Below are 13,079 nucleotides of genomic sequence, written 5' to 3'. Positions count from 1 at the left end.
GGCAAATATCGCAGGCGGCGATAACGCGGGGGGAGCAACCGCACCGGCGGGGCGCGGTTAGGCAGGGGCTAAAAGTCCTGGCCGTATAGGCTGCCGAGACGTTGGAACTCTTTCATTTCAGTCCGCTCGAAGGTAAGCGGCGTCACCGAAATATAGCCTTCGTCATTCAGCTTCAGCTCGCTGTTCTCCGGGCGTTCAAGGCCGCCGTGCTGCACCCGGATCCAGAAATAGTCCTCGCCGTGGGGATCCTTGGCGGGAATGACCATCATGCCGTCCACATTGCCCATGCCCTGCTTGGTGACCCTGATGCCTTTCACCCGATCGGCGGGCATATCCGGGAAATTCACATTCAGGCACACCTGCCGGTCCCATGTCGCCTGCAACACATGCCGCAGGGTCGGTATCAGGTAGCGCGTGGCGCTATCCCAGTTTACCGGTTGATCGGGATCGCGGTTCTGGCTTAGCGCAATCGAGGGAATGCCCGACAGCATGCCGGTCATCGCCGCGCCCACCGTGCCTGAGAGCAGGGTTTCAAATCCCAGGTTGGAACCGTTGTTGACGCCGGAAAGCACCAGGTCGGGCGGGGAACCGAGCATCGCCTGGTGCACGGCGTAGGCCACGCAGTCGGCGGGCGTGCCATAGACGGCAAACCGCCGAGGACCTTTGTTGATCACCCGCACCGGCTCGCGCATGCTCAGGGAGTTGGCCACGCCGCTTTTGTCCTGGGCGGGGGCGACTATCCACACCTCTTCTGCAATCTCCTGGGCGGCCTTGGCCAGCAGCTCCAGACCGGGGGCGTCGATGCCGTCATCATTGGTCAATAAAACGCGATTCACTTTTTTCATCACAGGGTTGTTCTCCATGGGTCAGGCCAAAAATGAATGAATGTCGAGTTGATTTCGCCACGGGCTCTGCCTGACATCATAAGACAAAAATCACGTGCGCAGGGGATAAAATCTGCGCGGCCGCGCGGCTTCCCGCCCTGGGGCGGGTCAAAAAGCGCAGCGCAAGGGTAAAAAAATGGGTTGAATAGGGGATGACAAAAATATGACAAATCAGATAAATAAAGCGGTTACCCTCAACGCACTCGGTGTTTGCCATCAATACGCTTGTTCACCAAGTTGCTGGGGACCATAAGTCCTGGATTATTTCCGCCAATATCCATTAACCATCAGTGATATCACTGCGGGAAATCCGTCGCCAGCGACGCATCCTTCCACGCCGCCAGATCCAGCTTAACCTCGCCGAGTTTCTGATACGCCAGATCCCAGGCAAGATTGCCGGCAAACAGATGCAGCGGCGGTTTTTCCACGGACGCGATCCGGACGATAAGTGCGGCCAGCTTGTCGGGATCGCCGGCCTGGTTGCCCGCCAGGGTGTCCATATGCAGATCCAGCGACGCCTGGGCGGCGGCGTAGTCGTCAATCTGGCGCTGCGCCACCGCCAGGGAGCCGGCCGAGAGAAAGTCGGTGCGCACCGGCCCGGGGTAGATCACGGTGGCATGGATGCCCAACTCCCGCGTTTCGGCCGCCAGCGATTCCGTCAGTCCGGCCAGGGCGAACTTGGCGGCGACATAACCGCCCCAGCCGGCATAGCCGCCCTGGAAACCGGCAACGGACGCGATATTGATAATGTGCCCTGCGCGCTGGCGGCGCAGCTGCGGCAAGGTCTTGCGCAGTACGTTTAGCGGCGCGAAGACATTGACGTCGAAATTACGGCGCAGTTCGGCGTCGGTCAGCGCTTCCACCGTGCCCTGCAGGCCATAACCGGCATTATTTACCACGACATCGATAACGCCGAACGCCTTTATAGTTTGCTCCACCGCCGCGCCGACGCTGTCCTCGTCGGTGAGATCGGCTTCCAGCGGCAGGAACAGCAGGAACTGGTCGGCGGTGGGCGCCACGGCGCGCTCCAGCGCCGCGCGGTTTCTCGAGGTGGCGGCCACGTTGTGGCCCTGCGCCAGCAGCAGGCGGGCCAGGGTCAGACCGAGGCCCCTGGAGGCGCCGGTAATAAACCAAGTCTTGGGTGGTAGGGTGCGCATAGCAGTTATTCCTCAGGATAATGAAACGGGCCGTCGGTCTGACGGGCGATCGGTTTGCCGACGTCGACGCCGTCCGGCTGGAGAATGACCATGCTATGGTACGGGGTTGTCCGCCGCGCGCGAATATACAGTCCTTTTGATTTGTTGCCTATTTCTCTTTAATTGCTCTTCAAAACGGTTTGCCGCAAAAATTGGCATTTAATTTCAATTTGTGACAGACATTAAAATTTCACATTTTGATAACCAAAAAATGTGACCCACTTCATTCTACTGATTGATGGTGTATTTTATAAAACACCGTTCCAGATATATTCATTTTGTTACTTTCCTTTTGCTTATACATTTTAGCGCCCAGCGGCGAGCTGCCCGTCCGCCCAGGCGTATGCGACCTCTGAAACCCGTCCGGAGTTAAAATAATGAAAACGAATAAATTATTGATTGCACTATCGATAACCCTGGCCACCGCATTGTCCGCCCCCATCGCCACGGCCAGGGTGCTTAAGGTCGCCGAGGTGCAGCCCGACGGCTATCCCACGGTGGTGGCGCTGCAGCATATGGGGGAAAAGCTGAAGCAGGCTACCGACGGGCGCCTGGAGATGAAGGTCTATTCCGGCGGCGTGCTGGGGGATGAAGAGCAGACGCTGCAGCAGGTACAAATCGGCGCGGTGGATATGATTCGCGTTTCGCTGGCGCCGATGACCACCATTGCCCCGGAAACCAGCGTGCTCACCCTGCCGTATATTTTTCGCGATGAAGATCATATGCATAAGGTGCTTGACGGCGAAGTGGGGCAGGAAATCGCCGCCAAGGTCAGTGCGGATCCCAAGGCTAAAATGGTCTTCCTCGGCTGGACCGACGCCGGCGTGCGCAATATGATCACCAAAAAACCGGTGGTGAAGCCGGAGGATCTGCACGGCATGAAGATCCGCGTACAGAATAGCCAGATTTCGCTGGCGACATTAAAAGCCATGGGCGCCAATCCGGTCGCCATGGGCGTAAGCGAAGTCTTCAGCGCCATGCAGACCGGCGTGGTGGACGGCACCGAAAATAATCCGCCGACCTTTGTTGCCCATAATTATATTCCGGTGGCCAAGTATTACACCCTGACCGGCCATTTTATCCAGCCGGAAATGATTTTGGTATCCTCGCTGGTGTGGAATAAATTATCCGCCGCGGATCAGCAGACCATGCTGAAATTGGGCAAGGAAGCGCAACTGGACGAGCGGCAATTATGGGCCACCTACAACCAGCAATCGCTGGATAAAATGAAAGCCGCCGGCGTGACGTTCCAGAATATCGATCATGATTATTTCATTAAGGCGACGCAGCCGGTAAGAGATCAGTTTGGCAAAGGACATGAAGAATTAATGAAACGTATTGCCGATGTGCATTAATCCTTATCCCTCCCTGCGGCGGGGATAACGTCCCGCCGCCTGCAACCTTTCAGGTGGAACATTATGCCTTTTAATTATTCCCGGTTAATGGACGGGTTGTATGCGATATGTCTGCTGATCGCCAGCATCGCGCTGATGATTATGGTCACCGTGATCCCCATCGGCATCGGCGCCCGTTATTTGTTTGATAACGCCCTGTCCTGGCCTGAGCCGGTGGCGATTGTCTGCATGATTATCTTTACCTTTATCGGCGCGCCGGTGGGGTATCGCGCCAACACCCATATTTCCGTCTCGATCATGACCGATCGGCTGTCCCCCGCCGGAAAGCGTCTCTGCGAGCTGGCCTGCGATATCCTGATGTGCGTGATCTGCCTGATCATGATCTGGTACAGCACCAGCCTGTGCGCCGCCATGTGGGACCAGATGATGGCCTCGCTGCCGGGCTTTTCGTACGGAGAAATGTACCTGCCCATCCCCGTAGGCTCGTTCCTGATGATGTTGTTTGTCATCGAACGCATGATATCCGGGCCCCAGGATCACCGTCCTTTGGTGATGCTGGGCAATTCCCATTAATAAAGCGGAGCGGTGCTATGGATGCGTTAATCTTGATAGGCAGCCTGGTGGTGCTTCTCGCCCTCGGGTTTCCCGTGGCCTTTGCCGTGGGCTTAAGCGCTTTTATCGGCGCGTGGTGGATTGATTTACCGCTGGAGGCGATTGTTATCCAGCTGACCAACGGCATTAACAAGTTTTCCCTGCTGACGATTCCGTTCTTTATTCTGGCCGGCGCCATTATGGCCGAAGGGGGCATAGCGCGGCGAATGGTGAACTTCGCGTACATCTTCGTCGGCTTTATCCGCGGCGGCCTGTCGCTGGTGAATATTGTGGCGTCGACCTTTTTCGGCGCGATTTCCGGCTCGTCGCTGGCGGATACCGCCTCCATCGGCTCGGTAATGATCCCGCAAATGGAGGCGCAGGGCTATCCGCGCGATTTCGCCGCCGCGGTGACCGCCAGCGGCTCGGTGCAGGCGGTGTTAACCCCGCCCAGCCATAATTCGGTGATTTATTCGCTGGCCACCGGCGGCACCGTAACCATTTCCTCCATGTTTATGGCGGGTATCTTTCCCGGCTTATTGCTGGGACTGTGCCTGGTTATCATGTGTATCGGCTTTGCGCGCAAGCGCAATTATCCCAAAGGCGAACTGGTGCCGTTCCGCCAGGCGTTGAAAATATTTATCGATGCGTTCTGGGGCCTGTTCACCATCGTGATTATACTCGGCGGTATTCTTTCCGGCGTGTTCACCGCCGCTGAATCCGCGGCTATCGCCTGTATCTGGGCTTTTTTTGTCACCATGTTCATTTACCGCGAATTCAGGTGGCGCGATCTGCACCTGCTGCTGTTCCGCACCATTAAAACCGTCACTATCGTCATGGTGCTGATCGCCTTTGCCGCCGCCTTTGGTTCGGTGATGACCTTTATGCAGCTGCCGACGATTATTACCGACTTTTTCCTGAGCATTTCAGAAAACAAATACGTTATCCTGATGTGCATTAATATCATGCTGCTGATTGTCGGCTGCCTGATGGATATGGCGCCGCTGATATTAATCCTGACCCCGGTGCTACTGCCGGTCACCACCTCGCTGGGTATCGACCCGGTGCATTTCGGCATGATTATGCTGGTCAATCTCGGCATCGGCCTGATCACTCCGCCGGTGGGCACCGTGCTGTTTGTCGCCAGCGCGGTCAGCCAGCAGAAAATGGAGGCGGTGGTAAAGGCGATGCTGCCGTTTTACTGCGTGCTGTTTATCGTGCTGTTGATCATTACCTATGTGCCGATTATCTCGCTATGGCTGCCCGCGGTCACCGGGGTGTATAACGGCAACGGTTGAAGGGTGCGCCGCGATTTCTTAGCAGTACCGGCAATAACTTAGAACCGATCAGTATTGGGCGACGTTTTAAAGATGATGCATGTTGGGCTCTGAGGTATGAACAACGGAGCAGCCTATGAGTACGGCAGTAGCGGCATCTTTACCCTTGCTCGATCTTTCCCGGCTTGATGGCGGCCAGGCGGAGCGTACGGTCTTTTTAACCGAGCTGCGTCTCGCGGCGCGGGATATCGGTTTTTTCTACCTGGCCGGCCATGGCGTGGATGCGCAGTTGCTTGACCAGGTGCAGCGGCTGTCGCGTGAATTTTTTGCGCTGTCCGACGCGCAAAAACAGGCGGTGGCGATGATCAACTCTCCCCATTTTCGCGGCTATAACCGCGCCGCGTCGGAATTGACCCGGGGACAACCCGACTGGCGCGAACAGTTCGATATTGGCGCCGAGCGCGCGCCGCTGCCGCAGACGGAGCGGACGCCGGCGTGGACCCGGTTGCAGGGGCCTAACCAGTGGCCGGCGGAACTGCCCGGGTTAAAACCGGCGCTGCTACGCTGGCAGGCCGCAATGACCGCGATGTCCCTGCGCCTGCTGCGCGCCTTTGCCGAGGCGTTGTCGCTGCCGGCGGACGCGTTCGATCCCCTGTACGGCGATAAGCCCAATGAGCATATTAAGCTTATCCGTTATCCCGCCCGCAACCAGACCGGCAGCAGCCAGGGCGTCGGCGCCCATAAGGATTCCGGTTTTCTCAGTTTCCTGCTGCAGGATCGGCAAAAGGGCCTGCAGGTGGAAGTGGAAGACGGTCATTGGACGGATGCCGCGCCGGTTGCCGGCACCTTTGTGGTCAATATCGGCGAACTGCTGGAACTGGCCACCAACGGCTACCTGCGCGCCACGGTGCACCGGGTGGTGTCGCCGCCCGCGGGCGCCGAACGCCTGTCCATCGCCTTTTTCCTTGGCGCCCGGCTGGACGCGGTGGTGCCGCTGTTTGAACTGCCGCCCGCGCTGGCCGCCCAGGCGCGCGGCCCCGCAAGCGATCCGCGCAATCCGCTGCTGCGCGACGTCGGCTGGAATTATCTGAAAGGACGGTTGCGCTCCCACCCCGATGTGGCGCAGCGCTATTACCCCGATATCCCGGCGTTATTATAACGCCGCCAGCCCGCGGGCCAGATCCGCCATCAAATCCCCGGCATCCTCAATGCCCACCGACAGCCGCACCAGCTGCGGCGTAATGCCGGTGGCCAGCCGTTGCTCCAGCGGAATGGACGCGTGGGTCATGGCGAAGGGCTGGCTTACCAGGCTTTCGACGCCGCCCAGGCTTTCGGCCAGAGTGAACAGGCTAAGCTGCCGGATAAAGCGATTGGCCGCCTGCGCATCGTCGCCGCGCAGGCGGATGGAAATCATGCCGCCCGCGCCGCGCATCTGGCGCCGCGCCAGCTCATGCTGCGGATGGCTCGCCAGGCCTGGGTAATAAACGTTCTCAATCTGCGGCTGCGTTTCCAGCCATGCGGCAATGCGCAACGCGCTTTCGCTGTGGCGGGCGATGCGCAGCGCCAGGGTGCGAATGCCGCGCAGGGTTAAAAAACTGCTGAACGGGTCGAGCACGCCGCCGATGGCGTTTTGCAAATAGGCCAGCCGCTCCGCCAGCGCGGGATTATCCCCCACCACCGCCAGCCCGGCCACCACGTCGGAATGGCCGTTAATGTATTTGGTCGCCGAATGCACCACGATATCGAACCCCAGCGTCAGCGGCTGCTGCAATACCGGCGAGGCAAAGGTGTTATCCGCCACGCTTATCAGGTTATGGCGGCGGGCGATAGCGGCAATCGCCGCCAGATCGGCAAGCTTAAGCAGCGGATTGGTGGGGGTCTCCACCCAAATCATCCGGGTATCGGGTTGAATGGCCCGCTCCAGCGCGTCCGCGTCCTGTGGCTTGACCCAGCTGACGCGCAGGCCGGCGGTGCGGGCGCGCACGTTTTCCAGCAGCCGGTAGGTGCCGCCGTACACATCGTCCACCGCCACGATATGGCTACCCTGATCCAGCAGTTCCAGCACCGTTGAGCAGGCCGCCAGCCCGGAGGCGAAGGCGAATCCCCGGGTGCCTTGCTCAAGCTGGGCGATGGCCTGTTCCAGCGCGTGGCGGGTGGGATTGCCGCTGCGCGAATATTCGTAGCCGCTGTGTTCGCCCGGCGCCGTTTGCGCAAAGGTGGAGGTGGCGTAAATCGGCGGCATTACCGCGCCGGTGGCGTCCGGGGTATAACCGCTGTGCACGGCAAGGGTGGCGATATGGGTCATGCTATTATCCTTATTATGATTATGGAGGTTGCGGTTGCGTCGGGTGTTCAGCACATCATGTTGAAGGCAGGCGGTTGCGCCACGTGTTCAGCACATCGGCGCGGGTGATGAGCCCCAGGAATTGCTCGCCATCCATTACCACCGCCACATGGCCTTGGGCGAAGGTACGCAATAGCGTCGCTTCGTCGGCTTCTTTCGCCAGGGTAATCACCTCCCGCGTCATGGCGGCGTCGACCGTCAGGGCGAACCGCCGGGCATCGGCCCGTACCTGGGTAAGAATATCCCATTCATCGATAAGCCCCACCAGCCGGCCGTTTTCCAGCACCGGCAGTTGTGAGATATCGTACAGGCGCATACGGGCGTGGGCTGTGGCCAGGGTATCCGCCGGCAGGGCGAACACGGTGGCGCCTTCATCGTGACGAAAAGCGATAAAATCGCGCAGATCGCCGGTAACCGGACGCGCCAGCAAACCCTGCTGGCGCAGCCAGTCGTCGTTGAACATTTTGGAGAGATATTTGTTGCCGCTGTCGCAGGCGAAGGTCACCACCCGTTTGGGCGTACGCTGCGCCCGGCAGTAGCGCAGCGCCGCCGTCAGCAGGGTGCCGGTGGACGACCCGGCCAGGATGCCCTCCTTATGCAACAGGGTACGGGCGGTGGCGAATGCCTCGCCGTCGGTAATGCGAAACGCCTGGCTCAGCCGCTCCACCTGGCTGAGCGGCGGCACAAAATCCTCGCCAATCCCCTCCACCAGCCAGCTGCCGGCCTCGGGCGCGGTGCCGTGCTCCACCACATCCGCCAGGATTGACCCCGCCGGATCGGCGAGGATAAATTCGGTTTTGGGCGATACCTCGTCAAAAAAGCGCCTGAGTCCGCCCAGGGTGCCGCCGGAGCCGACCCCGACCACGATGGCGTCGATATCCTGATCCATCTGCTGCCACAGTTCGGGCGCGGTGCCCTGGTAATGGGCCAGCGGGTTGGCGGGGTTGTTAAATTGATCGATATAAAAGGCGCCCGGGGTTTCCCCGGCCAGGCGACGGGCGTAGTCCTGATAATAATCGGGGTGTCCCTTACCCACGTCGGAGCGGGTCAGCAGCACTTTCGCCCCCAGCGCCCGCAGATGGAATATTTTCTCGCGGCTCATTTTATCCGGCACCACCAATATCAGGCTATAGCCTTTTTGCGCGGCCACCAGCGCCAGGCCCAGGCCGGTATTGCCGGCCGTGGCCTCGATAATGGTGCCGCCGGGGGCCAGGATGCCCTGGCGCTCCGCCTGCTCGATCATGGCGAGCGCCACGCGATCCTTGATCGATCCCGCCGGGTTTTGGTTTTCCAGCTTAAGAAACAGCCGGCAGATGCCGCTGTCCAGCCGCGTAAGTTCCAGCATCGGGGTATGGCCTATCAGATCGAGAACGGAATCAGGTAATGGCATGGGCAATGTCCTTTAACGTGCCGGGGATGATTTGCGTGGATAATAGAGCTGAATCAAGCCGGTGTTTAAAGAACAAATAACTACTTTATATGCCATAAAGTAATATATTGCTCTGTTTAGACGTCGGGATGTACGGCCGTATAGCGGTAAGGAAAGATAAAATAAAACCTCTTCCGCGCCGGCGCTGGGTCCGGCGACGGCGGGTATCGCGTTCCGGTGCCGACCCTGCGGCCCGATAGGCAAAAAATGCGTTAGCTTAAACAAAATAAGTATAAGTTGACGCCATACTGAAACACCGGCGTGGTATGAACTATGATCTCCATATCCGGACAGGTGCAACGCGGGGGGAGATATGCGTAAGCCACGTAATGACGATCGCGCCATCATCGAGATGCTGGGAGATGATCAGGAATTCGCCGTGGAATTTTTACATATGGTGTATGGCGGGCTGGACGAGGAAGAAGAGGAAGAGCTTTTCCTGACGGCGCTGCATGGGCTGAAGGCGTCCGCCGGCGATAACGCCCAGGCGCCGGAAACAGCGCCGGGACGCCAGGGCGGTTAACCGGCCGGCACCGATATAACCCTGATAAACCGGGCCGAAACCCGTTCCCGGTGTAGATTTCTGCGCCCGGCATCGCCGCCATTGCGCCGCCGCCGGACGCCACGTTCGCCGCGCCGGTGGCGACGACGGTCCCACCTTTGCGCCCGTCCGGCGGCCATTTCCCCACCTGTTATTTCCCGCAAACGCTCCCGCGACGCAAGACCGGCCCGCCAGGATCAATCCGGCGGGTTTTTGTGATCCAAGATACAGAACGAACACGCATTCCCACGGTGGGTATTTACACCGCCAAAATGACGGTGCTAGTATCTCGTTAAGCATTATACAACAGTGTTCTATAATATAGAACAAATCCACTGACGATTGCCGGTAATGATCCTGATCTTTTGGCCGGTCCGCATAATGCGCCTTCCCACATTCCCGGTTGTAAAAGGTTACTATTATGATTGATAACAAGAAGTTCCGCGGGATTATTCCGCCGGTGTCCACCATCCTGACCCAGGAAGGTCAGCTTGATGAGGCGGGCATGGGCCTGACCATCGACCATCTGATCGCCGCCGGGGTCAACGGCCTGTTTTTCCTGGGGACCGGCGGCGAATTTTCGCAAATGTCGTGCGCCGAACGGCAGACCGTGGCCGAATTCGCCGTGCGCTATGTTAACCACCGGGTGCCGGTGCTGATTGGCACCGGCAGCACCAATACGCGCGAGGCCCTGACGCTGAGCCGCCATGCCCAGGCTATCGGCGCGGACGCCATCGTGGTGATCAATCCCTATTACTGGCATCTCACCGACGCCAACCTGTTGCGCTATTACGGCGACATCGCCGCAAGCGTCGATCTGCCGGTGATTTTATACAATTTCCCTTTCCTGACCGGGCAGGATCTGACGCCGGCCCTGGTCAAGCGCCTGGCCGATGCCCATGGCAATATCGTCGGCATCAAGGACACTATCGACTCCGTGGCCCATCTGCGTGAAATGATTATCACGCTGAAGGATGCCCATCCCGCTTTCTCGGTATTCTGCGGTTTTGACGATCATCTGCTTAATACCCTGTTGCTGGGCGGCGCCGGCGCGATTTCCGCCAGCGTCAATTTCGCCCCCCAGCTCTCCGTCGGCATTTATAACGCGGTACGCGCCGGCGATCTGGCCAGGGCCGCCGAATTAAACCAATCCTTGCTGATGCTGCCCGCGCTGTATGCCATCGACAGCCCGTTCGTCAATGTGGTCAAGGAGGCGATGCGGGTATGCGGACTGGCGGTATCCGATTATGTACTGCCGCCGGCGCAGCCGCTGGATAGCGCGGGCAAAGCGGCCGTCAGGCGGGTACTGCAACGGGCCGGCGTCATTAACCAACAATGATGCGCCGCAACGTTAATGTCGCCGCTACGCAGTATGTTGAATCACAGAGAATGAAGTCATAGCAGCAGGTGAGTAATATTATGTCTATCAATACTATTTTCACTGATGTCGATGCGTCGATATATGATATCCAGACGCACGCGGAAGGGCCCAGGGGGTCGCTGCCGCTGACGCCGGAAATGCTGATGGATTCCCCCAGCGGCAACATTTTCGGCCTGACCCTGAATGCCGGCATGGGCTGGGATCCTAATAAGCTATTGGGTACCGAAGTACTGATCCTGGGTACCCAGGGCGGGATTCGCGATCATGACGGCGCGCCCATCGCCCTGGGTTACCATACCGGCCATTGGGAAATCGGCCTGCAAATGAAAGCCGCGGCGGAGGAAATCAGCCGGCACGGCGGCGTTCCTTTCGCCGGTTACGTCAGCGACCCTTGTGACGGACGCTCCCAGGGCACCACCGGCATGTTTGATTCCTTGCCCTATCGCAACGACGCGGCCGTGGTATTCCGGCGCCTGATCCGCTCCCTGCCGACGCGCAAGGCGGTGATAGGCGTGGCGACCTGCGACAAAGGGCTGCCGGCGATGATGATCGCCCTGGCGGCGATGCACGACCTGCCGACGATTATCGTGCCCGGCGGCGCGACGCTGCCGCCCACCCAGGGTGAGGATGCGGGCAAGGTGCAAACCATCGGCGCCCGTTTCGCCAACCATGAGCTTACCCTTGAGGAAGCGGCGGAGCTGGGTTGCCGGGCCTGCGCATCACCCGGCGGCGGCTGCCAGTTCCTCGGCACCGCCGGCACTTCCCAGGTAGTGGCGGAAGGGCTGGGCCTGGCGTTGCCGCATTCGGCGCTGGCGCCGTCCGGCCAGGCCGTCTGGTTTGAAATTGCCCGCCAATCGGCCCGCGCCGCGCTGGTGATGGGGCGCAAGGGACTCGCCACCAAGGATATCATCACCGATAAAGCCATAGAAAACGCCATGGTCATCCATGCGGCTTTTGGCGGTTCGACCAACCTGCTGCTGCATATTCCCGCCATCGCGCACGCCGCCGGATGCCATATCCCCACCGTGGACGAATGGGCGGCGATAAACCGCCGCGTGCCCAGGCTGGTGAGCGTGTTGCCCAACGGCCCGGTATATCACCCCACGGTAAGGGCGTTCCTCGCCGGCGGCGTTCCCGAGGTGATGCTGCATCTGCGCCGGCTGGGTTTGCTGCATGAGGATGCGCTGACCGTGACCGGCGAAACCCTGGGCGCCAATCTGGACTGGTGGGAGGCGTCGCCGCGGCGCGCACTGTTCCGCGAACGTTTACAACAGCTTGACGGCGTGCATCCGGATGAGGTAATCATGTCGCCGCGCCAGGCAAAGGAACGCGGCCTGACCTCGACCATTACCTTCCCCACCGGTAATATCGCCCCCGAGGGGTCGGTCATCAAATCTACCGCCATCGACCCCTCGGTGGTCGGCGCCGACGGCGTTTACCGCCATACCGGCAAAGCCCGGGTATTTACCGCCGAGTCCGACGCCATCAAGGCCATCAAGCAGGGTCATATCCACGCCGGCGACATGATGGTGGTGATAGGCGGCGGCCCGTCGGGCACCGGCATGGAGGAGACCTATCAGTTAACCTCCGCGTTAAAGCACCTCTCCTACGGCAAGCATGTTTCCCTGCTGACGGATGCGCGTTTCTCCGGGGTATCCACCGGCGCCTGCGTCGGTCATATCGGGCCCGAAGCGCTGGTGGGCGGCCCGATAGGCAAACTGCGCGACGGCGATATCATTGAAATGATCGTCGACCGCGACCGGCTGGTGGGATCGATTAATTTTATCGGCACCGATTCCGCCGCGCTGTCCCCCGGCGAAGGCGCCGCGGTATTGGCGCAGCGTCCCAGCCACCCCGGGCTGCGCCCGCATCCCCAATTGCCCGACGACACCCGGCTCTGGGCGGCGCTCCAGGCGGTCAGCGGCGGAACCTGGCGCGGCTGCGTCTACGACGCGGACCGTATTATCGCGGTGCTCGATGCGGGCGTGAAAGCCCTGGCGGAAAAAACGCATAATTAAATTACTATTCAGATCTATAACGACGAAGCTATTAATAGCTCACTGATATGAAGTGGCAATCTT

Annotated in this window: 11 protein-coding genes; 7 read left to right on the top strand and 4 right to left on the bottom strand. The window is 59.6% G+C overall.

All coding sequences use genetic code 11. From position 1 onward, the window contains the following. Positions 1-68: 68 nt before the first annotated feature. Complete coding sequence (gene surE, locus ACL2XG_RS13395) at positions 69-845, bottom strand: 5'/3'-nucleotidase SurE (RefSeq protein ID WP_410012381.1); 777 nt, start codon at positions 843-845, stop codon at positions 69-71. A gap of 335 nt (positions 846-1,180) precedes the next feature. Further along, the gene (locus ACL2XG_RS13390; protein ID WP_413721987.1) at positions 1,181-2,041 is read right to left on the bottom strand and encodes an SDR family NAD(P)-dependent oxidoreductase; all 861 of its coding nucleotides are present in this window, start codon (positions 2,039-2,041) and stop codon (positions 1,181-1,183) included. A gap of 416 nt (positions 2,042-2,457) precedes the next feature. On the opposite strand from ACL2XG_RS13390, the gene ACL2XG_RS13385 reads away from it, so the two are divergent. The 4 genes from ACL2XG_RS13385 (at position 2,458) to ACL2XG_RS13370 (ending at position 6,462) form a co-directional block, all read left to right on the top strand. After that, positions 2,458-3,435 (top strand): TRAP transporter substrate-binding protein, encoded by a 978-nt coding sequence (locus ACL2XG_RS13385; protein WP_413721988.1) that lies wholly within the window; start codon positions 2,458-2,460, stop codon positions 3,433-3,435. A 63-nt stretch (positions 3,436-3,498) separates the two neighbouring features. Beyond that, complete coding sequence (locus ACL2XG_RS13380) at positions 3,499-4,008, top strand: TRAP transporter small permease (protein ID WP_410012378.1); 510 nt, start codon at positions 3,499-3,501, stop codon at positions 4,006-4,008. A 17-nt stretch (positions 4,009-4,025) separates the two neighbouring features. Further along, positions 4,026-5,324 (top strand): TRAP transporter large permease, encoded by a 1,299-nt coding sequence (locus tag ACL2XG_RS13375; protein ID WP_410012377.1) that lies wholly within the window; start codon positions 4,026-4,028, stop codon positions 5,322-5,324. A gap of 115 nt (positions 5,325-5,439) precedes the next feature. Continuing rightward, a complete protein-coding gene (locus ACL2XG_RS13370; RefSeq protein ID WP_413721989.1) occupies positions 5,440-6,462 on the top strand; it encodes an isopenicillin N synthase family dioxygenase in 1,023 nt (340 codons plus the stop codon). Here the strand turns inward: ACL2XG_RS13370 and ACL2XG_RS13365 are convergent. Next, on the bottom strand, positions 6,457-7,608 hold the full coding sequence (locus ACL2XG_RS13365; protein ID WP_410012375.1) for a trans-sulfuration enzyme family protein: 1,152 nt from the start codon (positions 7,606-7,608) through the stop codon (positions 6,457-6,459). The genes ACL2XG_RS13370 and ACL2XG_RS13365 overlap by 6 nt on opposite strands. A gap of 55 nt (positions 7,609-7,663) precedes the next feature. Next, positions 7,664-9,037 carry a pyridoxal-phosphate dependent enzyme gene (locus ACL2XG_RS13360; protein WP_413721990.1) on the bottom strand — a complete coding sequence of 458 codons (1,374 nt, stop codon included), beginning with the start codon at positions 9,035-9,037 and terminating at the stop codon, positions 7,664-7,666. A 352-nt stretch (positions 9,038-9,389) separates the two neighbouring features. Here ACL2XG_RS13360 and ACL2XG_RS13355 point away from each other — a divergent pair, with 352 nt between their 5' ends. The 3 genes from ACL2XG_RS13355 to ACL2XG_RS13345 all read left to right on the top strand — a co-directional run bounded on the left by ACL2XG_RS13355 (position 9,390) and on the right by ACL2XG_RS13345 (position 13,016). After that, complete coding sequence (locus ACL2XG_RS13355) at positions 9,390-9,599, top strand: hypothetical protein (RefSeq protein WP_410012373.1); 210 nt, start codon at positions 9,390-9,392, stop codon at positions 9,597-9,599. 439 nt (positions 9,600-10,038) lie between these two features. Next, positions 10,039-10,956 (top strand): dihydrodipicolinate synthase family protein, encoded by a 918-nt coding sequence (locus ACL2XG_RS13350; RefSeq protein WP_410012372.1) that lies wholly within the window; start codon positions 10,039-10,041, stop codon positions 10,954-10,956. Between the two features lie 80 nt (positions 10,957-11,036). Continuing rightward, positions 11,037-13,016, top strand: coding sequence for a YjhG/YagF family D-xylonate dehydratase (locus ACL2XG_RS13345; protein WP_413721991.1), 1,980 nt, complete (start codon positions 11,037-11,039; stop codon positions 13,014-13,016). Positions 13,017-13,079 lie beyond the last annotated feature (63 nt).

The sequence above is a fragment of the Sodalis sp. RH24 genome (assembly GCF_047324145.1).
GTDB lineage: Bacteria > Pseudomonadota > Gammaproteobacteria > Enterobacterales > Enterobacteriaceae > Acerihabitans.
This window is presented reverse-complemented; position numbering and strand designations above follow the sequence as displayed.